Annotated in this window: 25 protein-coding genes and 1 tRNA gene; 22 read left to right on the forward strand and 4 right to left on the reverse strand. The window is 36.6% G+C overall.

All coding sequences use genetic code 11. The features are described 5' to 3' along the window. Nucleotides 1-3: 3 nt before the first annotated feature. The 5 genes from FGL89_RS05210 to FGL89_RS05230 all read left to right on the forward strand — a co-directional run bounded on the left by FGL89_RS05210 (nt 4) and on the right by FGL89_RS05230 (nt 5,178). Nucleotides 4-657, forward strand: a complete 654-nt coding sequence (locus FGL89_RS05210; protein WP_014975005.1) for a response regulator transcription factor — start codon at nt 4-6, stop codon at nt 655-657. Next, nucleotides 644-1,516, forward strand: a complete 873-nt coding sequence (locus FGL89_RS05215; protein ID WP_014975004.1) for a sensor histidine kinase — start codon at nt 644-646, stop codon at nt 1,514-1,516. Before FGL89_RS05210 ends, FGL89_RS05215 begins: the two co-directional genes overlap by 14 nt. 88 nt (nt 1,517-1,604) lie before the next feature. Beyond that, nucleotides 1,605-2,360: a hypothetical protein gene (locus FGL89_RS05220; protein ID WP_014975003.1), complete on the forward strand. Its 756-nt coding sequence runs from the start codon at nt 1,605-1,607 to the stop codon at nt 2,358-2,360. Between the two features lie 13 nt (nt 2,361-2,373). Further along, nucleotides 2,374-2,988 (forward strand): ABC transporter ATP-binding protein, encoded by a 615-nt coding sequence (locus FGL89_RS05225; RefSeq protein ID WP_014975002.1) that lies wholly within the window; start codon nt 2,374-2,376, stop codon nt 2,986-2,988. A gap of 372 nt (nt 2,989-3,360) precedes the next feature. Then, the gene (locus FGL89_RS05230; RefSeq protein ID WP_014975001.1) at nt 3,361-5,178 is read left to right on the forward strand and encodes a bifunctional metallophosphatase/5'-nucleotidase; all 1,818 of its coding nucleotides are present in this window, start codon (nt 3,361-3,363) and stop codon (nt 5,176-5,178) included. Between the two features lie 68 nt (nt 5,179-5,246). Here the strand turns inward: FGL89_RS05230 and zwf are convergent, their stop codons facing one another. Continuing rightward, the gene (gene zwf, locus FGL89_RS05235; RefSeq protein WP_014975000.1) at nt 5,247-6,707 is read right to left on the reverse strand and encodes a glucose-6-phosphate dehydrogenase; all 1,461 of its coding nucleotides are present in this window, start codon (nt 6,705-6,707) and stop codon (nt 5,247-5,249) included. 164 nt (nt 6,708-6,871) lie between these two features. On the opposite strand from zwf, the gene FGL89_RS05240 reads away from it, so the two are divergent. After that, nucleotides 6,872-8,089: an MDR family MFS transporter gene (locus tag FGL89_RS05240; RefSeq protein WP_014974999.1), complete on the forward strand. Its 1,218-nt coding sequence runs from the start codon at nt 6,872-6,874 to the stop codon at nt 8,087-8,089. A 321-nt stretch (nt 8,090-8,410) separates the two neighbouring features. Next, entirely contained in the window at nt 8,411-9,766 is a 1,356-nt protein-coding gene (locus tag FGL89_RS05245; RefSeq protein WP_147000443.1) for a Na+/H+ antiporter NhaC family protein, read from the forward strand. 29 nt (nt 9,767-9,795) lie between these two features. Here the strand turns inward: FGL89_RS05245 and FGL89_RS05250 are convergent, their stop codons facing one another. Both FGL89_RS05250 and FGL89_RS05255 read right to left on the reverse strand, forming a co-directional pair. Continuing rightward, nucleotides 9,796-10,134, reverse strand: coding sequence for a hypothetical protein (locus FGL89_RS05250; protein ID WP_014974997.1), 339 nt, complete (start codon nt 10,132-10,134; stop codon nt 9,796-9,798). Nucleotides 10,135-10,230: 96 nt separating this feature from the next. Next, entirely contained in the window at nt 10,231-11,229 is a 999-nt protein-coding gene (locus FGL89_RS05255) for a YeiH family protein (RefSeq protein ID WP_014974996.1), read from the reverse strand. 142 nt (nt 11,230-11,371) lie between these two features. Here FGL89_RS05255 and FGL89_RS05260 point away from each other — a divergent pair, with 142 nt between their 5' ends. The 4 genes from FGL89_RS05260 (at nt 11,372) to FGL89_RS05275 (ending at nt 15,070) form a co-directional block, all read left to right on the forward strand. Beyond that, nucleotides 11,372-12,196, forward strand: coding sequence for a LysR family transcriptional regulator (locus tag FGL89_RS05260; RefSeq protein WP_014974995.1), 825 nt, complete (start codon nt 11,372-11,374; stop codon nt 12,194-12,196). 167 nt (nt 12,197-12,363) lie between these two features. Further along, nucleotides 12,364-13,020 (forward strand): histidine phosphatase family protein, encoded by a 657-nt coding sequence (locus FGL89_RS05265; RefSeq protein ID WP_014974994.1) that lies wholly within the window; start codon nt 12,364-12,366, stop codon nt 13,018-13,020. 94 nt (nt 13,021-13,114) lie between these two features. Further along, complete coding sequence (gene recQ, locus FGL89_RS05270; protein ID WP_014974993.1) at nt 13,115-14,932, forward strand: DNA helicase RecQ; 1,818 nt, start codon at nt 13,115-13,117, stop codon at nt 14,930-14,932. A gap of 50 nt (nt 14,933-14,982) precedes the next feature. Next, nucleotides 14,983-15,070, forward strand: a tRNA-Ser gene (locus tag FGL89_RS05275). Nucleotides 15,071-15,712: 642 nt separating this feature from the next. Here FGL89_RS05275 and FGL89_RS05280 read toward each other — a convergent pair. Then, nucleotides 15,713-16,327 carry a helix-turn-helix domain-containing protein gene (locus tag FGL89_RS05280; protein ID WP_147000444.1) on the reverse strand — a complete coding sequence of 205 codons (615 nt, stop codon included), beginning with the start codon at nt 16,325-16,327 and terminating at the stop codon, nt 15,713-15,715. Between the two features lie 148 nt (nt 16,328-16,475). Here FGL89_RS05280 and FGL89_RS05285 point away from each other — a divergent pair, with 148 nt between their 5' ends. From FGL89_RS05285 to FGL89_RS05330, 11 genes are all read left to right on the forward strand, one after another. Next, the gene (locus FGL89_RS05285) at nt 16,476-16,670 is read left to right on the forward strand and encodes a helix-turn-helix domain-containing protein (RefSeq protein ID WP_147000445.1); all 195 of its coding nucleotides are present in this window, start codon (nt 16,476-16,478) and stop codon (nt 16,668-16,670) included. A gap of 84 nt (nt 16,671-16,754) precedes the next feature. Then, nucleotides 16,755-17,639: a bifunctional DNA primase/polymerase gene (locus FGL89_RS05290; RefSeq protein ID WP_147000446.1), complete on the forward strand. Its 885-nt coding sequence runs from the start codon at nt 16,755-16,757 to the stop codon at nt 17,637-17,639. Then, nucleotides 17,639-18,877 carry a virulence-associated E family protein gene (locus tag FGL89_RS05295; RefSeq protein WP_147000447.1) on the forward strand — a complete coding sequence of 413 codons (1,239 nt, stop codon included), beginning with the start codon at nt 17,639-17,641 and terminating at the stop codon, nt 18,875-18,877. The genes FGL89_RS05290 and FGL89_RS05295 overlap by 1 nt, the downstream gene beginning before the upstream one ends. A gap of 293 nt (nt 18,878-19,170) precedes the next feature. Then, the gene (locus FGL89_RS08630; protein ID WP_186727191.1) at nt 19,171-19,338 is read left to right on the forward strand and encodes a hypothetical protein; all 168 of its coding nucleotides are present in this window, start codon (nt 19,171-19,173) and stop codon (nt 19,336-19,338) included. After that, nucleotides 19,335-19,652, forward strand: coding sequence for a hypothetical protein (locus tag FGL89_RS05300; RefSeq protein ID WP_147000448.1), 318 nt, complete (start codon nt 19,335-19,337; stop codon nt 19,650-19,652). Before FGL89_RS08630 ends, FGL89_RS05300 begins: the two co-directional genes overlap by 4 nt. 10 nt (nt 19,653-19,662) lie before the next feature. Further along, on the forward strand, nt 19,663-19,902 hold the full coding sequence (locus tag FGL89_RS05305) for a hypothetical protein (RefSeq protein ID WP_147000449.1): 240 nt from the start codon (nt 19,663-19,665) through the stop codon (nt 19,900-19,902). Then, nucleotides 19,902-20,099, forward strand: coding sequence for a hypothetical protein (locus tag FGL89_RS05310; RefSeq protein ID WP_147000450.1), 198 nt, complete (start codon nt 19,902-19,904; stop codon nt 20,097-20,099). Before FGL89_RS05305 ends, FGL89_RS05310 begins: the two co-directional genes overlap by 1 nt. Before the next feature lie 9 nt (nt 20,100-20,108). Continuing rightward, on the forward strand, nt 20,109-20,519 hold the full coding sequence (locus tag FGL89_RS05315) for a DUF722 domain-containing protein (RefSeq protein ID WP_147000451.1): 411 nt from the start codon (nt 20,109-20,111) through the stop codon (nt 20,517-20,519). Nucleotides 20,520-20,595: 76 nt separating this feature from the next. Next, nucleotides 20,596-21,096: a DUF8602 domain-containing protein gene (locus FGL89_RS05320; protein WP_147000452.1), complete on the forward strand. Its 501-nt coding sequence runs from the start codon at nt 20,596-20,598 to the stop codon at nt 21,094-21,096. A 338-nt stretch (nt 21,097-21,434) separates the two neighbouring features. Beyond that, nucleotides 21,435-21,911 (forward strand): phage terminase small subunit P27 family, encoded by a 477-nt coding sequence (locus tag FGL89_RS05325; protein WP_147000453.1) that lies wholly within the window; start codon nt 21,435-21,437, stop codon nt 21,909-21,911. Further along, nucleotides 21,908-23,743, forward strand: a complete 1,836-nt coding sequence (locus FGL89_RS05330; protein ID WP_147000454.1) for a terminase large subunit — start codon at nt 21,908-21,910, stop codon at nt 23,741-23,743. Before FGL89_RS05325 ends, FGL89_RS05330 begins: the two co-directional genes overlap by 4 nt. Nucleotides 23,744-23,748 lie beyond the last annotated feature (5 nt).

A 23,748-nucleotide genomic window follows, 5' to 3' on the forward strand; every position in this document is an offset into this window, starting at 1 on the left:
GTTATGCAGAAAATATTTATTGTTGAAGATGATGAGAGCATCGTCACCAGTTTAAAATTAGCATTATCTGATGAATTCAGCGTCGTTTCGGCACTGAATTTTCGTGCTGTCGTTCAAGAAATTACTGAAACGCATGCTGATCTAGTATTGATGGATATTACGTTACCTTATTTTAATGGTTTTTACTGGACAACAGAATTACGAAAAATAAGTAAAATACCTATTATTTTTATTTCTAGTGCTGATGATGAAATGAATCAGGTTATGGCCATGAATATGGGAGCCGATGATTTTATTGCTAAACCGTTTAATTTAGTCGTTCTGAGTGCTAAGATTCAAGCTTTGTTAAGACGAAGTTATGATTTTAGTACGCGTGAACTTGCCTTTTCAGGTTATCGATTGATTGATGATCAGTTAATTGGTGAGAGTGGCAAAGTCGATTTAACCAGTACGGAAAATCGACTATTACAAACATTATTTGAATATGGCGCAGTTGTCGTACCAAAAGAAGTTTTATTGTCTAAACTATGGGAAAATAATGATTTTATTGACGAGAATACATTGCAGGTTAATATGGCGCGCTTACGAAAAAAATTAGTACGAATTAATTTTGATAAAATCCATACAGTGCGCGGGGTGGGCTATGTTTTGGGGTGAGTATCTAAAGAAACGATTAAGTTTATTATTGATTATTTTTATGGGACTTGGGGGCTTCTGGTTCACCTTTTTGATGTGGCAATTACCATTGACACCGTTACGAAATGCAGGGGTATTATTAGTTTTGGCACTAGTTGTGTATATGATTTTTGATTATTTAGCCTTTAAAAAAACGCAACAAATCTTACGCGATTTACAAGCTGATGTGCAACAATTAACTGCAGAAATAACCCAGCGTACGCAACAAGAGAAAGAATTTTTGGATATTATGCGGATCTGGAGTCATCAAATGAAAGTACCATTGGCTAGCATTGACTTAGTTGCGCAAACCCGTTTGCCAGAATTAAAAAAGCAGACATTTGCATTAGAAAATTATCTTAATATTTTGCTAGAATATCTGCGTATTAATAATGTTGCCACGGATTTTAGATTTGAACAAGTGGATGGACGCACATTGCTAAATCGACTAGTAAAAAAGTATGCGATACAGTTTATCCAGAAGAACATTGCTGTGGAAATTATTGGGGATGTAACACTCAAAACAGATGCGAGATGGTTAGGTGTTGCACTAGAACAGGTGATCAATAATGCAGTGAAGTACACAGATAGAGGTCGGGTCACGATAACATTATCTGATCAAGGCATAAAAATATCGGATACAGGTATTGGTATTTTAGCAGAAGATATTCCGCGATTATTTGCCCACGGGTTTACTGGCTATAATGGGCGATTAGATAAAAAAGCTAGTGGTTTGGGTCTATATCTTGCTAAATTAATATTGGATAAATTAGATTTCCAAATTGAAGTGACATCGCAAGTTGGGGTTGGCAGCACGCTAATCATCACGCATACTAAATGAATGAATTATTAGAATTTATCTTTTATATATCATGATATTATTGTATAATGCTAATAATTGGTCATCAGTGCATAGAGGGAGAATACTTGTGAATGATATCAAAGCGCTTTCTAAAGTCTATTTAATTAACATGTTGAGTAATAAATTTGTTTTTATTTTTAATTTATTATTCCCAACTGTATTTTTCTTATATAATCATCTTCATTCTTTATCAAATTCAAAGGGATACTTTAGTCAAAATACATTAGCTGTACTGAGTTGCTTCTGGGCATATATTATTATTGTTACGATTATAAATAACGTTATTGTATCAGTTATTGCTTGGCGTGAAAGTGGGTTTTATAAGCAACTATTTTTTATAGTTGGATCGAAATGGAAAATTTTAACCGCTCATTTTTTGGTGCAATTGATTGTTATAAATTTAGAATTATTAGTTTTCAATATTATTGTGATGATAGTCTACCAATATTGGCATACTGGTTATTTGTTGGCGGGCCTGCTTGTGACGCTTTTAGTGGCTTTACCAGTAGCATTTATCTGTAGTCTTTTATTTATGTTAAAAGTTAAAATTGAGTCCATCAATATTTTTACTTCTATCATTCTGTTTGTTTCCTTTTTATATGTAACATTACCTGATGGTAGTAATACCCGTGAGTTATTATTTTTAGTAAATCCAGTTTTGTACATAGCTGATACAGCATATCTCATGTTATTGTTTGTTTTTAAACATACTGTGCATATCGAAATAATGTTTGCTTGGCTTGGAGTTACTGCTTTGTACTTGGTGCTCGGTTGGTTTGCTATTTCTAAATTAACTGTTAATGCTATTGCTGATCGTGCCTAATGGAGAGAATAAAATGCAAATTAAAAATTATTCGGTACACTATGGTGATCGCGTTTTAGCTGAGAATCTTCAAGTGGATTTTTCTTCTCAGGTTATCAATGTGATTTCAGGGGCTAATGGATCTGGAAAAACAACATTGCTTGATTTTATTGCTGGCATAGAAATTAAAGGTGCTAAGGGTCAAAAAATAGATGTTCCCAAACAACAGGATATTGCTTATCAACTACAGCGTAGCCACTTTTTCCCAACGCTGACTGTGGCTCAAACAATACAGATGTATCATCGATTAAGTGGTGAAGCTGTAGAAAATAATGAAGCTATTTTTCAAATTATCAAAAGAGAAGTACTAGATAAAATTTGGCATGTGAAAATGGGGCAATTATCTGGTGGTGAACGACAAATTATTCTAACTTATGGACAGTGTTTATTAGATAGGAAATTGTATGTTTTTGACGAACCAACTAGTGGTGTTGATGTGACAAATGCAAAGATTATTATGAAATTAATTAATTCTCTTGTACAAAAACGCCAAAAGTTAGTTATATTAACCACACATAATTTAGAACAACTCATAGATTTACCAGTTCGCATAATTCACATCGATAGTCTTAGTGAACAGTCTAACTAAAAAATTATAGCTGAAAATATTAAAAATGGGTCATATAGTGAGTTATAACTCTCACTTTATGACCCATTTTTAATATGTACAATTAAGTTTATTATCGCACCACCTAAATAAGAACATTGTGAATATAAAATTAAGCAACAATCATGCTGTTTTAATTAATAATGTTCGTATATTGTAGTTATTTATTGTTATATCTTTATTAGATCAACGTTCGTCAATTATGTTTTCACCTTGAAAGTTTGCATTTGTTATTTTTAAAATCACGAACAATATTCACTTTTTAATATAAAACGTTTTAATTTTAACGCAATTATAATGAAAAATTGAGTCTGTGAAATGATATACTAATAACACTTGTGAGGGAGAAAGAGAATGAAATCTAATTTTGTAAAGGCCGTTACACGTGTTGTAATGAGCGGTATTGTGGCTGGTATAACCTTTACCAGTGGTGCATTGTTGGTTAGTGCAGATGTAGCAGTAACGAGTGGCAGTGATAACTACGCGAAGCCAAGCTTTGAACCAGAGTACCAACAGGTATCAAAGAAAAACACGAACGATATTGCTGTTCAAGTTTTAGGGATTAATGATTTGCATGGTGGATTAGATACGACGGGAGAAGTTGCAATTGGGGACAAAACGTATGCTAATGCTGGCACGGTATCACGCCTAGCAACTTATCTGAATCAAGCACAGTCACAGTTTAAAAAAGTGACAAAATCAGATAATACTTTACGGATTGAAGCAGGTGATATCGTTGGTGCATCACCAGCTAACTCATCATTGCTAGCACACGAATCTACTATGCATGCGCTAAAAGCGATGAAATTTCAGGTGGGAACACTTGGAAATCATGAGTTTGATCATGGATTACCTGAATTTAATCGTATTTTAACGGGTCAAAAACCAGGTAAAACGGCAGATACGCTAGTTAAAAAGTACCCACATCGTAACTCTGGTATTGATATGGTTGTAGCCAATGTTGTGAATAAAAAAGACGATAAAATCCCATATGGCTATAAGCCTTATCTGATTAAAACTGTTAATCAAAATGGAAAAAAAGCTAAAATAGGTATTATTGGTTTGGAAACATCTACTTTACCGAGTTTGACTTTATATGATAATTACAAAGACTATAAGGTGCTTGATGAAGCACAAACAATTGCTAAATATGATAAAGTCTTACGTGACAAAGGAGTTAACGCGGTTATAGTTGTTGGGCATACCGGTGTTAAAACTGAAAATAAAGTCACGACTGGACCAACAGTGGATATTTTAAAAAAGGTCAATACATTGGCACCTGATAATGCAGTTGGGTTGTATCTTGCTGCACATTCACATCAATATGCCAATGCCAAAGTTGGAAATACACATGTCGTCCAAGCGGTTTATACTGGGAAAGCGTACGATAATAGCTGGTGCTATGTAAATCCCAAAACTGGTAAATTTACTAATGTGATACCACATGTTTATCCTGTTTTATCTGCAAAAGACGATCCCAAGACGACAGATGATCAATCAGTTGCAGAAATTGTTAAAGATGCTGATAAACGCGTTAATAAGAAAGTTAACCAAGTCATTGGCTATGCTGCAAAAGCCGAAACTATAACTGGTCGACTGCACAATAATGCCAATAAAGAAAATGCTGCAGGTGAATTGGTTGTTGATGGTCAATTATTTGGTGCACAAAAAGCAAAATTGAAGCCGGACTTTGCATTCACAAATACAGGTGGTGTTCGCGCTGACTTAATAGTTAACAAACGTCAAGCGATTACGTGGGGGTCAGCCGTTGCAGTCCAACCATTTGGTAATATTTTACAGGTCGTGACAATGACAGGTAGTCAAATTAGACAAGCATTGAATCAACAATATGACGAAAATCAACAATATTATTTGCAAGTCAGTGGTTTAAAATATACTTACCAAAAATCTACAGATACAAAACAACTTTATAATGTCAAAGATATTGTCGACAACCACGGTAATGCAGTCACTGACACGCAGAGCTATCGTGTTGTGATTAATGATTTTTTGCACGGTGGTGGTGATAATTTCACGGCATTTAAAGGTACAAAACTTGTGGGTGCAGTTGGAACCGATACGGATACCTTCGTGAATTATATTCAAACGATGACAAGTACAGCTAAAAAAGTTGTGCCACCAGTTTTAGATCGTAAAACACTTATTCAATAATAAAAAAGCAAAGTCCTAAAAATCAAGACTTTGCTTTTTTATTTGGTGTTTTTTTAAGAATTGGGAGATTAACCTTTAAATACCCAGGCATCACCATTAGCAGCTAATAATTTATCAGATGCTTCAGGACCCATAGATCCAGATTTGTATGTTTCAAGTGGTGCTTTATCAGCAGCATATACGTCTGAAATAGCATCAACGAACTTCCAGGCAATAGATACACCATTCCAGTCAGCGAAGTTTGAGCCATCACCATTCATGGTGTCATGAATCATACGTTCGTATGGTTCAGGTGTGTTTTGCTTATCTTCATCAGAAACGGTCCAATCAAGATTAATCATACGTGTATTGAAAGCATCTTCGACTGACTTTGAGTTAATCTTGAAGTCAATCGCACCCTTAGGATCAATGATAATTGACAACACAGCTTCTTGCGCTTCTTGTTCTGTACCAAAGTTAAATGTACCAGACTTAAAGACAATGTCCACACGTGTTTGTTTAGCAGCTAGACGCTTACCTGAACGAACATAGAACGGTACGCCTTCCCAACGTGGCAAATCAAATTGTAATTCACCAGCCATAAAGGTATTGTTCTTTGAGTCAGCAGGAACATCCATTTCTTCCAAGTATGGCTTAAATGCTGCAGAATCACCGGCACCATATTGTGCGCGAACGAAGTACTTGTTAACTTCTTCTTCATTGTAAATCTTTAAGGCATTAAACGCAGCATTCTTGGCAGCACGAATATCTTTATCATTGAAAGATTCTGGCTTTTCCATAGCTAACCAACCGACGATTTGCATGGTATGATTTTGAATCATATCCAACAATGCACCAGCTGTATCATAATAGCCAGCACGTTCTTCAACGCCTAAGACTTCGGACAATGTAACTTGTACGTTTTTGATGTAGTCTTTGTTCCAAGCTGCATCAAATATTGGGTTACCGAAACGAAGTGCCGCAATATTTTGAACCATTTCTTTTCCAAGGTAGTGGTCAATACGGAACAATTGATTATCATCAAAAGCATTTTCTAAGTCACGTTGTAATTCTTCAGCTGTATCATATGATGTACCAAAGGGCTTTTCTATCATCAAACGGTTGTAACCAGTTGATGCTAATAGACCTTCAGACTTCAAATATTTAGCAATTGTACCAAAGAAACGTGGGGCAACTGACATATAGAAAATACGGTTACCGTCGATATCAAACTTATCAGCGGCTTCTTCAATCGCTTCCTTCAAAATACCGTATGATGCTGCGTCTGTAACATCATGTGCACGATATGAAAAGTGCGTGATGAATTCTTCTGCTTGTGACTTATCGTCTGTAAAGTCTGCAATTGACTCACGAACTAATTGTTTAAACTCATCATCAGTCAAGTTTTGACGGGCTGTTCCGACAATGGCAAAGTGTTTTTGTAGGTAACCTTTTTTGTAAAGGTTGAAAACTGATGGGTAAAGCTTACGCTTTGCCAAATCACCAGTACCACCGAAAAATGTTACCAACGTCTTGATTTCTGAAACCATGATGTTCCCCTTAATTTAATAGTATAAGTATTTATTCACTATTTATTATAACGCAAAAATAGTGTAAAAGTATGGCTTTTCACAAACATATTACCCGCGCCATACAATAAAATATATTTCATGTTACAATAATCCTATTGTTCAGTACGTGTTAGGGGGTATTTATGCAGAATAATGTAACCGGTAAGCCAAAAAGTTTGAATGAAAAATGGCTGCTGGTCGGGACGTTATTATCCAATACTGGAAATTCAATGTTGTGGCCAGTCACAACATTATATATGACAAGTGTTTTACAGCAAAGTTTTACAACAGCTGGTCTAGTTTTAATGATTGGTGCGTTAATTAGTGTCTTTGGTGCTTTTGTTGGTGGCAAATTGTTTGATCGCTGGCGACCATATGAATCAATGATCATTGCTGCGATTATCATTTTAGTTTCAGTGGTGAGCCTGATTTTTTGGAATGGATGGCCGGTGTTTGCTGGATTAATTTGGTTAGCTAATTTTGGCATGGGATTAGAACAAACGTTGGTTAATTCATTTGCCACCACAATTCCTGGTGAAAAAACACGGATTGTGTTCAATAACATGTATATTGTATTAAATATTGGTGTGGTTTTAGGCACATTGGCTGTTGGTTACTTATTTGACTATGGTTTTAGTCTGTTAATGATGATTTCGACTGTCTTATATTCAGGTTTACTGTTGATTATTGTGACGAAGTTTAACGTACCAACCCATCATTTTACGAGTTCAACAGATTTTTCAGCAGAGCAGACGTTGGCACCAAAACAACATGAAGTAAAGTTTCAGTTAACATCTGTATTGATTGCTATTGGTGGTTTATTATTTATTACTTATTTATCTTATATGCTTTGGGAAACAGTCATGGCACCACATATGAAAGATTTGGGTATGCCAACGCGAAATTATGCTGATTTGTGGATGATTAATGGTATAACAATTATTTTCTTACAAAAATTTGTATCTAACTGGGCGAATAAACATCCGTATCATGTTTCTGTAATTCTTGGCAGTGTTATTTTTGCTTCAAGCTTCTTCTTTTTAATCTTTGTTCAGTCATTTTGGCAAATTGTTTTAGTGTTTGAATTGTTAACTATTGGTGAAATGTTACAAAGTCCACAAGTACCTGCTTGGGTGGCGCAGATTACTCCAAAATCAGTGGCAGGACAAGCACAAGGATTTGTATCCATGATGATACAATCAGGACGTGTGGTAGGCCCAATGTATTCTGGTATTATGATGGATCATGGTTTAATGAACATCTTATTTATATCAGTTTTTGTGGTTATGATTGGTATCACGATCAGTTTATCGGTAATTGTGTATCGTAGTAAAAATATTGACACTGCTGGTCAAGCATAGTAAAATTAGCCTATCTTAAATAAAGCAATTCTAGTAAGATATGCATTCGGTGTTAAGAGAAGTAGCGGGTGGTGTGAGCTACACAGGTGCAAAAATCTGAATTACGATTCGTTACTGCGCGCAATATATTATTGCGTACATTTAAGCGTGGCACCACCACGATAGCAAATGGCTAAGTGATACTTTTGATAATTAACCATTGTCTGAAGTGTAAGCTGGGTGGTACCACGGATTTCTAAAAATATCGATTCGTCCCTGTTGTAGTCTTAATTGGCTAGAGCAGGGATTTTTTATATTACACTTATATGGAGGATTGGATTTATGGTGCATAAATTATCTGGACGCCTATCATTTGTACTATTGATAGCTATTATTGTCATCCTAGCTACTGGGATTATTAGTTTTGGACTTAGCCCAATAGCGCCTTTACTGGTTGCTATTGGATTGATTATGATTGTGGCACGTTTGTGTGGTGTGAGTTGGCTAACCTCACAAGCGGCATTAATCAAAGGTCTGGAGTCGGGCATTGCACCTATTTTTTTGTTTTTGTTAATTGGTGCTATGATTGCTTTATGGTCATCCACTGGTGTCATACCAACCATGATTTGGGCTGGCTTTAAAATTCTAAATCCAACTTGGTTTTTACCAACAGCTTTGATGACAATGGCAGTCGTTGGGACAGTGATTGGTAGTGCTTTTACGACCTTATCAACCGTTGGTGTGGCTTTTATGGGTATTGGGACATTAATGGGGTTAAATCCTGCATTAGTTGCAGGTACGCTTTTATCTGGTGCTATATTTGGGGACAAAAGCTCACCATTATCTGATTCAACAAATTTGGCATCAGCCATTTCCGAGACAGATTTATTTGCGCACATTAAAAATTTAATGTGGACAACATTGCCCGCCTTGATTCTGACACTGTTGTTAGCAGTTGGCTTTGGTTTGGGTCATGAAACGCACCAAGATATTTCACAGCAAAGTAGCGCCATGATGGCTGTTTTACAACCAACTTGGTGGGCAATTGTGCCTATTTTTGTTCTGATTGTGACAGCATTTCTTAAAATTCCAGCTGTAGCAGCGTTGACAATTAACATTTTTGTATCTAGTATTGCATTTTTAGCTGATCATTCAGTTCAATCTTGGTCTGTTTTGTTGGTGGATGGTTTTAAAACAACGAGTACAGACCCAACCTTGACTGCACTATTGAATCGTGGTGGTATGGCATCGATGATGAGTACCGTGATGATTATTCTATTGGCTTTGGCAATGGGTGGTTTATTAAATGGCTTAGGTATTTTGAAAGCAGTGATGGCGCCTGTTGCCAAACATCTCAAATCATCTCGCTCGGTTATTTTAGCCACGTTAGCAACTGGTATTGCTGCTAATTTCTTAGTTGGGGAACAGTATTTAGCCACAATTTTGCCAGGACAGTTATTCAAAGACTCGTTCAAACGTGTTAATTTATCACCTTTGGCTTTGGGGAGAACCATTGAAGATTCTGGTACGGTTATGAATTATTTGGTACCGTGGGGTGTAGCTGGTGCATTCGCTGCGCAAACTTTACATGTTTCAGTCATCGATTTTGCACCATTTACATTTTTTGCTATTTTATCGCCAGTGATGTCAGTGGTGACAGCATTTACAGGTATTGGTTTAAAACAGAAAAAGCAGTAAAAAATGCGCCTTTAATAAGGGCGTATTTTTTACATGGGTAACGATCTGAAGGTGAATTTTTTGAGGAAATGGTTGGGTTTTGATATGTCAACACAGCAGGTTCTACCAGATCCGTGTGCAGAAATAACGATGCTTTGATTGGGCGCGATTTGATAGTTTTTTCGTAAGGACTCTGTTTTGTTATCTTTAATCCAAACTTCATCGGCAGTTGTTATGTTGATTGTGAGATAACTTGTGTTGTGATTAGTTATTTTTATTTTTCCAGCTTCATTTTTGGTGGCTGATACAGAGGGAATGATGGCTTTTTGTATAGGTATAGTAATTAAACATGTGATGAATAGCGCTGATATGATAACTGATAATTTCATTTGATATGCCTCTGATAGATGATACGAAGGAAAGCTTATTTACACTAAAAAAAACTATCATTAAGATATGATAGTTTTTTAGTGTAAAATACTTGTCTAAAACAAGACAGTAATTAAGATAACGGCTATAACGACTTGGATTAAACCAGTTACCAGTCCGTAAGTTAAGAACTTACCACCTGATTTCTTAATCGTATCAATTTTCAAATTTAAACCAATACCGGCTAAGTTGACAACACCGAAGAATCCAGATATCGTTTTTGCACTGAAAGTCATTGCATGTGGCAATATAATGAAACTGTTGACGAGTAATAGGATAACAAAGGCAATGATAAACCAAGGGATTTTAACGCCATGATGTGTTTCATTGATATTAGCAGCAGCTTGGTCTTGTTTTTGTGCCATTTTTGAAAAGATCAGTACGACAACTGTTAAGAGGATGATGCGTAACATCTTGAATAAAGTGGCATAGGTGACAACTGTAGGATTGATTAAGGCTGCTGTTCCAACAACTTGACCGACAGATTGAACAACACCACCAACTAAAGCACCAAGGAGTAAGTTATTATGGCCAACTAAATGTGGGCCAACGATTGGTAAAATCAGTAAGAGGACAACACCAGTCAAACTCACAGTGGCCACAGCTGTACGACGTTGATCATCAGTTGCGCCTATGGCTGGTGCAACTGATGCAATCGCACTTGAACCACAAACCGCATTTCCTGCGCCCATTAACATGGCTGATTTACTGGTTACTTTAAATAAACGACCACCCATCCATAAGACAATCACAATAGTTAAGGTCATTTGGAGAATAATGAAAAGCAAACCATGCAGTTTAAGATTTTCAATTGTTCTTAAAGTAACTGTTAATCCCATTAAAGCAATACCAATTTCAATAGGAAATTTTTCAGCCCATTTCATGCCAGGGGCAAATGCAGCTTGATTCAGGATGGTATTTCCAAGTAGAATACCAAGCAGCATGGCGATTGCTTCAGCACCTAAAAACGGTAACCAAATGGCTAAAATTTTTGCAACTGCAGATAGTATTAAGGTAATGATGATACCAGATACCATATTTGATTTAATTCTCATAATCTCTCTCCATGTATGACTGCAGCTGAGTATTTCGGCATGCAATTTTAATTTTCAATATAGTTAATGCTACCCCTGTGTTTGCTATTTGTAAAATAAATATTTATAATGTGTTTAATTAATAAAACTAATAGGAAAACTTATGTTTAAATTATTGAGAACTTTTATTGCTGTTTATGAAACACGATCATTTTCTAAAGCAGCCGACCAATTATTTATTTCTCAACCCACGGTTAGTGTGCACATTCAACAATTGGAAAAAGAGTTAAATATCATATTATTTCATCGTAATGGTAGAACTGAATTCACGCCAACAAATAATGCACGGATGCTGTATCAAAAAGCAGCACAGCTGTTAGACCAATGGCAGACTATTACAGATAGTTTGGAAAAAGAACAGCGTACGAACATTAAAATTGCGGCTTCTCAAACTTCAGCAACAGTTTTACTACCAAAAATATTTTCAAAAATAGAACACACGCAATTTAATACAATGGATATTCAAATCGAGATGCACAATTCTGAAGAAATTTTGGCAGGTGTATTGAACCATCGATTCAATTTTGGCATTATTGAAAAACCGATTACACATGATTTTATTGTACGAGAAGAAATTGCTAAGGATCAACTTGTGTTAGCGGGAAATTTAGATTCGAATTTGTGGTTAGTGCGTGAAAAAGGTTCTGGCGTTTATCACTACACACAGCAGTATTTTAAACAAAATAATTTGGTGCCTAATCATTTTTTGACAATTTCTAACAACGATATTATCGTAAAAATGTTATCAGAAAATTTTGGAAAATCAATTGTCAGCGTGCAAGCATTAACTGATAATATGCCTTACCAAACCTTGGATAGTATGTTTAATCGATCTTTTTATGTGATTCGTTCGGCTCACGAAAATCGGACAGATATTTTAAAATGGTATAAGCAAGTGGTAGACATAGCACGTGATGTAGCGGAATAATGGTTTGTGTAGTTTGTTTGAGAGAGTTATTATGTACGCGATATGGTGCGGCCAAAACCGCTTGATAACATCAATTAATCTTGCCATTAGCAGAGTTTACATTTTTTGTAATAGGCGATGACAATATCAATAATATTATGATATAAAAATCATTAAGGAGAATTTTCATGAAAATTTATGCAGTGCGGCATGGGCAGACGATTTTTAACACGCTAGATAAAGTGCAAGGTTGGGCAGATACACCGTTGACAGATCAGGGTAAACAAGATGGGCAAGCAGCAGGACGGCGTTTGCAAAATGTGAAATTTGATGCAGCAATATCATCCGATACATCGCGTGCAATTCACACAGCAGAATACATCTTATCAGCTAATAACCATGACTCACCTAAACTGACGTTTACATCAGACTGGCGAGAATATTTTTTTGGTAGCTTTGAGGGCGGACTAAATGCGGATGTGTGGAAAGCCACTGGTCAAGCATTAGGTATTGATTCGGATTCACCAGATGAGATTACCAAACAAGCTGATATGACAACGATTATGGATACAATTTATCAGGTAGATCCCAAACATTTAGGTGAAAGTGCTTCAGATTTTTGGCAAAGGATAGATCACTCGCTGGCAACATTACACAAAACATATGCTAGTGATGCAACAGTATTGCTAGTTTCTCACGGTCAATTAATTTGGAATTTAGCACAGCATTATGGTCATTTGTCTAAAGCAAATCGACCTCAAAATGGTGCAGTAGCAGTTTTTGATATGGCTAATGATGGCACATTAAGTGTTGAAATGTTTAATGATACAAGTACTGTATTTTGAACGGTTAATGCGTTTAAAATACATCATGGTTAGTTTCCTGGAAATTTACTTATTTGTTCAAACATGATTTGGTACAATAGCTTATAATAATAATATGCAAACACCGCGTGAGATTTTAAAAGAAGTATTTGGGTACGATGATTTTCGTGCAGGACAATTAGATATTATTGAAAAAGTGTTAGCTCATAAACATACATTGGCAATTATGCCAACTGGTGGTGGTAAATCGATCACGTATCAATTACCAGCACTGATGTTTGAGGGGTTGACTTTAGTTATTTCACCATTAATTTCTTTGATGAAAGACCAGGTTGATGGTCTTAATACGATGGGGATTGATGCAACTTTTCTCAATTCTACATTAACAGGACAAGAGCAGGCGCAACGCATGTCAGATATTCGTGCGGGTCTCTATAAAATGTTGTATGTATCACCAGAGCGCTTGGAAATTCCAAGTTTTTTTGGTTTTATTCAACAGTTGCCAATTGATTTGGTTGCGATTGATGAAGCGCACGTCATGTCACAATGGGGGCATGATTTTCGACCTAGTTATTTAAATATTTTACCATTATTACATGAAATTCCTGGTTCACCAGCTGTTTTAGGATTAACTGCAACAGCTACTGAACGTGTCCGTGAGAGCTTGCAGCAGTTACTTGATGTCTCTGACGAAGATACTGTGCTGACAGGTTTTGCTCGTGATAATCTTGCGCTTAAAATCATGCATTATGTTGACAAACGACGTTACGTGCAAGATTATTTACGTGAAAATAGTGAGCAAAGTGGTATTATTTATGCGGCTACACGTAAACAAGTTGATGAATTATATGAATTTTTACATAAAAAAGGGGTTAAAGTTGGTCGTTATCATGCAGGGTTACCTGAACATGAACGGCAAGCCATGCAGGAAGCATTCTTATATGACGATGTGCAGGTAATCGTCGCAACCAATGCTTTTGGTATGGGCATTAATAAGCCCAATGTGCGCTTTGTTATCCACTACTCTGTACCAGGAAATATCGAAGCCTATTATCAAGAAATTGGGCGCGCTGGACGTGATGGCTTGCCTGCTGAAGCTGTACTATTATATGCACCACAAGATATGCACTTACAAGAATTTTTTGTACAAAAATCTGGTGGTTCAGAAGAATATAAACAAAATGAGTATAATAAAATCCGAGAAATGAATGCATTTGCTAATACGCAAACTTGTTTACCACGCTATTTATTAGGTTATTTTGGTGAAATCGTTGACCAAGATTGCAAGATGTGTTCGAACTGCTTAGATTCTCGCGAGATGGTTGATGTGACGACAGATACCCAAAAGGTCCTGGCCAATGTGATGCGTATGAATCAGAGCTTTGGTAAAACAATGGTTGCCAAAATATTAAAGGGTTCACATGATGCCACTGTGAAAAAGTATGATTATTTGACCCAATTACCCACATATGGCTTGATGAAAGCACATACGTTGAAAGATTTAACGGCTTTTATTGATTTTCTAACGGCTGATGGTTACTTGAAAACAGCGGGTGGCGAGTTCCCAGTGCTTAAGGTGACAGAAATCGGTGCTCGTGTGCTTAAAGGACAATTGGTTGTGGAAAAACGACTGAATCGTTCTGTGGTGGCACAGCAAAAAGTAGTTACGTCTGCTGCCAAAGGGTTGAAATTATCTGATGATGATAATCAATTATTTGCCAGGTTGAAGGCAAAAAGGCTGGAATTGGCTCGAGAGGCAGGTATTCCACCGTTTCTTATTTTTTCGGATAAGACTTTGATGAATATGGCAATTCTCAGGCCAAAAACAGATGAAGAATTTTTGGCACTTTCTGGTGTTGGTGAAAAGAAGTTTGAAATCTATCATAACGACTTTGCTCATGTGCTTGCAGATGACTTACAAGTACGAGAATAGAGAAAACACTTGCTACTAGCTTGTTTATCTGGTATAGTAGTATCTGTTATGGAGAAGTACTCAAGCGGCTGAAGAGGCGCCCTTGCTAAGGGTGTAGACGTGTTAAAGCGTGCGAGGGTTCGAATCCCTTCTTCTCCACTAATACATTTCAAGGCGTTGCATAAGGTATTAAAAGCCTAATGTAGCGCCTTTTCTTATGGTTTATCATTTCATTAGATTGCATGGTATTTCAGACAAAATAACACAAAAATAACACATAAATTTGAACGATGATTGAGCGATAGAACGGCATTTAAGCCGTTTTTTGTTTGAGCAAATAACACATAAAATAGCATGTGGTACATAATACATAAATATACAATCTAAAATGTATATATACATAATTCTCCACAAGTGGGGAAAATTATTTGTCGACAGAAGTGTCGATAAACACGGTTGTCCAGTTTTGGACAATTATAGCCATACCCGCAAGTGGGTACGATTCTGCCAGATGTGGCGGAAAATAAATTCTGCACTTGTGCGGAAACTTGTTAGCAGACGATGCCCTGAATTGGGGCGTCATATAAAATAAAAACTACCACCCTAAAATGAGGTAGTGGTCTGGGGTCGCGAATCACGACCTCAGGTGCAAGGGGGTAACGAAACGCGACACCCTGATGCACTAAAACGGTGCGCCAGATCGTTATATCATCTTTAACTGGGCAAAACACCCACTTAGATTTTAGCCCCCACAGGTGTGCTTACAAACACGGTTGTTAATTGCACAACAAAAGCCACGGACTAATCATCTGTGGCTTTTTTATTTTGGTGAAGTTCATTTGTTATTTTTAAGAGTGAATCTTGGATATTGTTGTCGAGCCCGATAATATTTTTGAAAATATTGAATGCTGTAATATACGCATTTAGACCAGCGATGTACTCTGCTTCTGTTTTAACAAGGTTACGATCCAGACCAATTTGAAAATCATCTCGCATATTGGAAAATGTTTTATTCATTTCTTTTAACAGTTCCAATTCTTTTTTTCTTGGTTTGTTTTCTTTTGTTCTAGCATCAGCATAAAGTAAGTTCTTTTCACTATCCAACCATTCCAATATCTGATTGACAGCAATAGCAGCATATTTTGCATCATTATTATTTGGCTGAAAGTTAATTTTACTATCATCGTCAATAGGGATTAACAATGTAGTATCTGAAATATCTTTTTCATCAATAGCCATTAAGCTGTTAATGGAAACACCGTAATAGTCGGCTAATTTAGTAAACATCTCCATTTTTGGCTGACGATAGTTATTTTCATAACCATTTAAAGTTGATACAGCAATACCAAAGTGGTCGCTGACCTCTTGAAGTGTTTTATTTTTTAGTTTTCTAATTTCTTTAAGTCTGTTTTTCATCTTAAAACCTCACATTTGTCCTTGTAGACATATTATATCAGAAATGCGTAAAAAAGAGTTGACAAGTTACGCGTAAAATGTAATAATTTAATTACAGTAAACGCGTAAATAGATATGATGACATTACGCGTAAAGAAAAGGAGCGAAAATGATTGTATCGAATGAAATGATGTTATCTTTGCGTCTAAAACGCGGCAAACTTAATATCACTAAGAAAGAGGCAGCACATCAAACGGGTGTTTCACCAAAAACGTTTCAAGAAATATTAGACGGTAAAAGGACAGAAGTACAGAAGCGAACGTTTGATAAATTAAATAACTGGTTACAGGAGGATAAAAAATGATTACGTGGGTAGAACAACTTATAGGACTTATCGTGTTAGTCGGTGGGGCATTCTTAATCGGCTTGGTAATGGGGGAATCGTTACATGATTGAAGTTACAAAAAAAGCCCTAAACACGAGTTTGACGGCAAATGTTCAAGGGACTAACAAAAATATTATCAATTCAAATTATATCATAAAAAGTCATGAGTTGATACAGCAAGGTTTTGCGGTTTATCTGTTATCGCAAGGCACGAACACACCATATAAAGGTAGTAGAGGACATTTAGATGCGACTAATGATGTTCATGAGCTAACAGACATGTTCTTGAAGTATGGCGCTAACAGCAACATAGGTATCATATTGAAAGATACAGGATTAGTGGTGTTAGACGTTGACAGGCATACACCGAATAAGAATGGTTTAACATCACTTAAAAAAGCAGGTATCACACCTAACTTTGATAATGAAGTGATGGAAAAGACACCACGAAATGGATTTCATGTTTTCTACTATATCCCGAAAGGATTTGACATAGACAAGATTAACCATAATCCATTGCCTGGTGTGGAGATAATCACAGACAAAATCACAGTAGCACCATCAATTAAGTTAGTTGATGGCGGTGGAATAGGTTATCAGCATTTTGGTAAAAAATTTATAAATGCTAATCTGATGCCTGATTGGTTGATTGAACTGGTTTCTAACGTTGCCACAAGTGGTAATACACAGAATGGACGAATACCTAAGTATTCTGTTAAGGAACGGTGGCAAATGGTCTTAGACGGCTTCACAGAGGGCGAAAGAAACAACATGTGTGTCAGTCTATCGGGATACTTGTTGAGAATAAACGTTGACCCAAATATTGCTTATGCCATTGTGAAAAAGGTAAACGAAAGTTCTGATGTGCCACTTGCTGACAAAGAAGTTGAGACGATCTATCGTTCTGCATATCAGAGAGAAAAACAAAGAAGATTGGGAGGACGTTGATGGTTGATGATTTTGAACAATTACCAGATGATCCAGAATGGTATAAAGGTTTTAAAAGAACAAAAGCGGGAGCAATACGTGGCACTGTTATGAGCAATGTTGCTCTTGTATTGAAAAACGACCCTCTGTTTGATGGAGTATTCAAATTTAATGACTTTACCGAAGAAGAAGAAATTGCCAAGACTATTAAAATAGATGAAGCAGTCATCAGTAAGGGCATTATGCAAGATGTTGATGTATTGTTCCTTATCAGTTATCTTGAACGTCATTACGGGTTTACAATCAATCAAAATATGGGCTTTTCTGCAATATCGCTAGTTTCACAATTAGAGCAGAATAAATTTAATCCGAAAATTGACTATTTTGATAAGGCTGAAAGAATGTGGGACAAAGTTGAACGTTCGAGTACCTTTTTACCTGAATACTTAGGCGCTCCAAAAAATGAAATTACAACTTTGATAACAGAAACGTTTTTTATTGGGGCAGTCGCTAAGGTGTACAATCCTATGACAAAGTTTGATTTTTCTTTAGATATTGTTGGTGATCAAGGTACAGGGAAAACGACACTTCTCAAAAAATTGGGACGTGATGCCTATGTTGATACAATTCAAAATTTCAAAAATAAAGATGAGTATACAAAAATGCAACGTGCTTTGATTGTCAATGATGATGAAATGGAAGCCACTGCGTCTAGTACGTTTGAAGTAACTAAAAAGTTCATCACAATGGAAGAGCTAGAATATCGTCCAGCCTACGGTCATAAGAATGTAAGGCGAGCTAAGCACTTTGTTTTGGCTAGAACTTCCAACCAGATTGAATATTTGAAAGATAAAACAGGGAACAGACGCTTCTTGCCAATACTTTCATCTAAGGCTAATCAGATTAAACACCCATTTACAGACTTAAATGAGCGAGATGTAATGCAATTCTGGGGCGAGATGGTGCATAAGTATAAAACCAAAGGTTTGCAATATCCTACTCGTGAACAAGAGATTGACCTAGCTAAGCACCGTGAAAACTTTGTATATGTTGACGAGATTGAAAACCAGATTAACAGATATGTTGATAATAATGATTTAGAGTGGGTGACAAGTTCTGATATTGCTGAATTTGCTTTAAATAAAATTGATTTAGTAAAAAATCGAAGTGTCGCTAGTAAAATAAAAAACGTGATGGATAATAAACCAGGCTGGAAGTTTCACAGAAAAACGTCAGGCAGAGGTTGGAAAAAAGTATGACACTAAATGAAGTAGTGTCATAGATGTGTCATAGTTAGTGTCATACGCTAAAACGTTGGCGCTGTAGGAGTACAGCGATTTTATGACACTAATGACACTAAAATACAATAAGTGTTAACTATTAATATTTTGTATTTATATATATGTTTAGAAAAAAATAGTGTCATTAGTGTCATAGTGTAGCTTAAAAAGTTGGTATGACTGCGTTTAGAGTATGACACATCAGGTAGTTTTAGTGTCATTTTAGTGTCATTGGTAGACGACAGGTAAATTGAAATTTAGGAGATAAAAACATGGAAGACAAAGATTTAACACTCAATGAAGCAGTAAAAATTATTAATTCTTGCTTTCCAGATGACGAACCCATTTTCATTGTTGAGAGTGGTCAATTCAAGGGAGCAACGTCAGACTGGCGAGAACGATTGAAATTAAAAGAAATGGAAACAGGGTATCTGAAATGAAAATAATAGTATTGGTCATTATGTTGGTGTTGGTAGCGTACATTTTTTGGCAACGTTGGCTATTAAAACAGCAATCGTATGATTTAGCTAATCTTGAAAAAGCATGTGATGGTTATAAGTCACAAATTCAAAACATGGCAATTCAACATCAATCAACTTTTAATGCCTTGCAAGCACAAAAACTAATGTTGGAATTAGTTGGTAGTGATTTGAATAAAGTAATTAAGGGTGATTATTCTGTGCAGCCAGTATCTGAAAAAGAGATGAAAGATATTAAACGCAAAGTTATGGAAATTACTGGGAAAGAGATTTAGGAGAATAAAGATGGAAAATACTAAGAAGACAACTTTAAAAGATGTGAATGATGATTTGCGATTATTATTAGAGTTCGCAAAAGGTATGACTGATTATATAAGTCGCATCAATGATAACTCATGGGCAATTAATCGTGAAATAGTTAAATCTGATTATTTAAGTGCAGAGATTGGCAAGTCAGAAACTGCAGTAACCATGTTAAATAAGTATTTGAATAAAGCCGTTAAGCTATTGGATGAGGTAGAATAATGTTTCTTATCGGTTTAGTTGGGTTAGTTGTATTGTTCTATATGGCATTGGTTGGCTTGTGGAAGTTAATTCCTTGGTTGGTGCTAGCAGTGATCGTAACATCAATACTTGGTTTTATATTAGAGCACGTTATATTGCTTGTTGTCATATTGATAATATTAGTGGTGGCACTGGTAGTTGGAAATAAAAAGGAATAAGGGGAACAGATGGCAGATAAAACAGATGCACTATTAACAGATTATTATTCTGGTGTGATTGATATGAAAATTCTATTGCGTAGATCAGAATTACAGTGGCAACCTCATGATGACGACAATGCTGGTATTAAGTCATTAAACAAGCACACACGACCTTTAGATGATTTGATAGCTAAGTATGAGACAGACAGTATCTTACATGAGCTGACAAAGCAACGTGATGCTATTAAACGATTAGAGACAACATTCAGTGAAGAAACAAGACAGATAGTACAGATGCACTATGATAGACGTGAGCGCTTGTCTTGGGTGGTTATCTCATTACGTATGAACTTGTCAGAGAGAACATGCCGTACTTATCAAAAGACATTCAAGGATAGCGTTGCACAAACATTTAATGAGTTAGACATTGCTGTATAAGTTGCCGTCATTCTGCCGTTTCTGACTAACAATACATGGCATAATTGTAGTATGCAATATTAGATGGAGGTACTCAATGAGATTACATAGATGTGCCGAGATTGGTTGCCGTGAACTAATTAAGTTAGGCTTTGATTACTGTGATAAGCATTATCAATCACGTATGAATAGTTACCATGCTAGATTGAAACAGTCACAAGAGTTGAAGTCACAGACATTGCGTGGGCAACGTGATAAGTTAGAATACAATCGGAACTACAATGAAACCATCAGACCAGAGTTAGGTCATGAATTTTATCAGACTAAACAATGGGAACGAATAAGCGAATACATTAAGCAACGTGATATGTATACCAGTTCTGTTGATGGTCGAGTGTATGGTAAGGGTGATCTAATTGTTGACCATCTTGTGCCGAGACGATTGCTAAAGACAAGTGCTGAACAATATGATGCAAGTAACCTGTGGCTGTTAACAAGGTCACAGCATAGTCATAAGACAGCTATTGAAAACAAAATGAGTGATAACAAGTTAAAACATATAAGCCGTGAATGGTGGAAGAAAGTTTTAAAGAATTGATTGCGGTCAGTTCTTTTTTTATTGCGTACATGGTTGGAGGGTGGGTACGTGAATGATTGTGGTTTAACTTCGATTGGGTGATGTCCTGTGCATGTCAGGTGGGTGGGATTTCATTTGAATCGTTAATATTGCTCCATAATTTTCCTTTTCTTATTTTCCGTTTTAAATTTTGAACGACATCAAAATTATCCCCCGCATGTAGCAGTGCAAGGGAAGCAAGTTACAGAGTTGGCAAACTCGTTAAGACAGACAGCTATTTTTTCGTTCTTGACACTCTGGGGCAGACCTGTCATCTGCTTTTTGCGTACATAAATTAAAAATATCAAAGGAGACATAGAATGCCTAGAAAAGCAAAAATTACATCAGATGATTCAGACCGTGCTTACCAAAGACAACGCACCGAAGCCTTGAAAGAGGCTAATGCTGAATTGAACCAATTACCAAAGACGTCACCCAAACATTTAACAGGTGTAGCTAGTAGACTGTGGACGACACTGGTGCCTGAATTGAATAAGTTGGGGTATATTACATCAGCAGACCGCTCAACGCTTGAAGCATTCTGCATCAATTACAGTGTGATGCGTGAAGCCTATGAGTCGATTAAAGACATTGGTGTGATGTATGAGAAAGATGGGCGTTGGTATAAGAACGTAGCCACAGCCGTCTTAAATGATTCCACAGGCAAGGTTAAGTCATTGGGTGGCGACTTAGGACTAAGTCCAAGCTCACGTGCCACATTAATTGATATGGCTAACAGTGACGATAATTCTTTGAGTGCTGATGTCATTGCTGATATGTTTGGTGGCGGTAAATGATTGAACAATACCAAGATGTCATAACTGAATATGGGATAAATGAACCCACGGTTAAATATGCGATTGGTGTTTTAACAGGCAAAATCATAGCAGGCGATAAAATAAAATTGGCTTGTGAACGGTATTTGTCCGACTTGCAACGAATTAAAAGTGATCCAACATTTCACTATGTTTACGATGCAGACCGTACAGACAAGATTATCAAGTTCAGCACATTATTGGTTGACCTTGAAACGCGTGAGCCATTTAAAATTAGTCCTTATGAAGCATTTATTGTCGGTATGCTTGAGGGTTGGACAGAGCCAGATACAAATGGTAAACGCTTTGATAGAGCCATTATATCAATGGCACGTGCCAATGGTAAGACAGCCATTATGGCGCTTATAAGCCTATTCAATTTCTTGTTTGGTCAACCAAGTACAAACAGACAGTTAGCTGTTGCATCTGCTGATACAGCTCATGCTGATGCCTTGTTTAAATATATGTCTAGTCAATGGGCAAACCTTGCAGACGGTACATTTGCTAAGATGGCTAAGCAATGGGGCGTTGAATATAATCAACGAGAGATGAGAATTAAGAGCCAGTCAACTACCATGCGTAAACTAAGTGCATCATCAAGTACCACCAGTGATGGTATTGGTCATTTTAGTTATGCGGTGGTTGATGAGTACCATTTGTTTAAAGACCGTGCCTTTATTAATTCAATCACATCAGGTCAAACGTTTCTGCCTTATTCTCAAACGATATTTATTAGTACCAGTGGGACTGATGTACGAAGTCCTATGTTTGCAGATTATAAGCGGTACAGCTCATATTTAGAACAAAAGAACTGGCATGAGATTGATAACATTCTGTTCCTATGTTGGGAGCAAGATGACGATGATGAAGCCTTTGGAGACCCAACGATTTGGCAGAAGTCCAACCCACTGTTTGAGTTAGAAAGCAAGCGCAAGTCAGCTATCACTAAAATGACAGCAGAGCGTGACGAGCTAAACTCACAAGGACGGTTGCCTGATTTCTTAACCAAGAACATGAATAGGTGGCAGAATGCTAAAGAGAACGCGTTCCTACCAGTTGATTTACTCACACAGGCGATTATTCCAGAGTTCAATATGCAGGGTAGAGATGTCTATATTGGCTTTGATTATAGCCAGACAAACGATGATACGGCTGTTGTTTTTGTATTCCCTTATACAGACGATACAGGCAAACAAAAGTATCACTTGTATCAGCATTCCTTTATTCCATTAAGTAAAGCGGGAACGATTGAAGCCAAAGAACAACGTGACTCAATTAATTATAGAGATGTCGAACGCAAAGGCTTTGCCACCATTACACGTGATAGGTTTGGTCTGATTGATGAAGATGAGGTGTTTAACTACATGCTCTCGTTTGTTGAAAAGTATGATCTTAATGTTAAGGCTATCCTATATGACCAGTGGGGCGCAGGCACGTTTATCAGGCGACTTGATGAAGTTAAAGATGAGTGGCTGATTATTCCAGTTCGTCAAGGTATCAAGTCGTTAAATGAACCAACCAAGTTCTTACAAACGTCATTTATTAAAGGTCAGATAACCATGCTTGATGATAGTGCTATAACTGGCGCCCTATCCAATGCAGTGATTGTACAAGATAACAACGGCATCAAGATTGATAAGAATACCAACAGTGCCAAGATTGATATTGCTGATGCGGTTGTCAATGCTTTGTATGAGGGGATGTTTTACTTTACAGAGTTTACCAATGCGCCAGATGAAAAGGACAAAAGCCCCTTTGCAGGCATGAGTTCAGATGAAATAAATGATTATTTTACAAAAGATTTTACATTTTAGAAAGG

This window comes from Leuconostoc carnosum (genome assembly GCF_007954525.1).
In the GTDB taxonomy this organism is placed as follows: domain Bacteria; phylum Bacillota; class Bacilli; order Lactobacillales; family Lactobacillaceae; genus Leuconostoc; species Leuconostoc carnosum.

Excerpts from the sequence above, each read along its gene's own strand:
- FGL89_RS05210 (WP_014975005.1), top strand. The coding sequence starts at position 4 with ATGCAGAAAATATTTATTGTTGAAGATGATGAGAGCATCGTCACCAGT.
- FGL89_RS05215 (WP_014975004.1), top strand. The coding sequence starts at position 644 with ATGTTTTGGGGTGAGTATCTAAAGAAACGATTAAGTTTATTATTGATT.
- FGL89_RS05225 (WP_014975002.1), top strand. The coding sequence starts at position 2,374 with ATGCAAATTAAAAATTATTCGGTACACTATGGTGATCGCGTTTTAGCT.
- FGL89_RS05230 (WP_014975001.1), top strand. The coding sequence starts at position 3,361 with ATGAAATCTAATTTTGTAAAGGCCGTTACACGTGTTGTAATGAGCGGT.
- zwf (WP_014975000.1), bottom strand. The coding sequence starts at position 6,707 with ATGGTTTCAGAAATCAAGACGTTGGTAACATTTTTCGGTGGTACTGGT.
- FGL89_RS05240 (WP_014974999.1), top strand. The coding sequence starts at position 6,872 with ATGCAGAATAATGTAACCGGTAAGCCAAAAAGTTTGAATGAAAAATGG.
- FGL89_RS05245 (WP_147000443.1), top strand. The coding sequence starts at position 8,411 with ATGGTGCATAAATTATCTGGACGCCTATCATTTGTACTATTGATAGCT.
- FGL89_RS05250 (WP_014974997.1), bottom strand. The coding sequence starts at position 10,134 with ATGAAATTATCAGTTATCATATCAGCGCTATTCATCACATGTTTAATT.
- FGL89_RS05255 (WP_014974996.1), bottom strand. The coding sequence starts at position 11,229 with ATGAGAATTAAATCAAATATGGTATCTGGTATCATCATTACCTTAATA.
- FGL89_RS05260 (WP_014974995.1), top strand. The coding sequence starts at position 11,372 with ATGTTTAAATTATTGAGAACTTTTATTGCTGTTTATGAAACACGATCA.
- FGL89_RS05265 (WP_014974994.1), top strand. The coding sequence starts at position 12,364 with ATGAAAATTTATGCAGTGCGGCATGGGCAGACGATTTTTAACACGCTA.
- recQ (WP_014974993.1), top strand. The coding sequence starts at position 13,115 with ATGCAAACACCGCGTGAGATTTTAAAAGAAGTATTTGGGTACGATGAT.
- FGL89_RS05280 (WP_147000444.1), bottom strand. The coding sequence starts at position 16,327 with ATGAAAAACAGACTTAAAGAAATTAGAAAACTAAAAAATAAAACACTT.
- FGL89_RS05285 (WP_147000445.1), top strand. The coding sequence starts at position 16,476 with ATGATTGTATCGAATGAAATGATGTTATCTTTGCGTCTAAAACGCGGC.
- FGL89_RS05290 (WP_147000446.1), top strand. The coding sequence starts at position 16,755 with ATGATTGAAGTTACAAAAAAAGCCCTAAACACGAGTTTGACGGCAAAT.
- FGL89_RS05295 (WP_147000447.1), top strand. The coding sequence starts at position 17,639 with ATGGTTGATGATTTTGAACAATTACCAGATGATCCAGAATGGTATAAA.
- FGL89_RS08630 (WP_186727191.1), top strand. The coding sequence starts at position 19,171 with ATGGAAGACAAAGATTTAACACTCAATGAAGCAGTAAAAATTATTAAT.
- FGL89_RS05300 (WP_147000448.1), top strand. The coding sequence starts at position 19,335 with ATGAAAATAATAGTATTGGTCATTATGTTGGTGTTGGTAGCGTACATT.
- FGL89_RS05305 (WP_147000449.1), top strand. The coding sequence starts at position 19,663 with ATGGAAAATACTAAGAAGACAACTTTAAAAGATGTGAATGATGATTTG.
- FGL89_RS05310 (WP_147000450.1), top strand. The coding sequence starts at position 19,902 with ATGTTTCTTATCGGTTTAGTTGGGTTAGTTGTATTGTTCTATATGGCA.
- FGL89_RS05315 (WP_147000451.1), top strand. The coding sequence starts at position 20,109 with ATGGCAGATAAAACAGATGCACTATTAACAGATTATTATTCTGGTGTG.
- FGL89_RS05320 (WP_147000452.1), top strand. The coding sequence starts at position 20,596 with ATGAGATTACATAGATGTGCCGAGATTGGTTGCCGTGAACTAATTAAG.
- FGL89_RS05325 (WP_147000453.1), top strand. The coding sequence starts at position 21,435 with ATGCCTAGAAAAGCAAAAATTACATCAGATGATTCAGACCGTGCTTAC.
- FGL89_RS05330 (WP_147000454.1), top strand. The coding sequence starts at position 21,908 with ATGATTGAACAATACCAAGATGTCATAACTGAATATGGGATAAATGAA.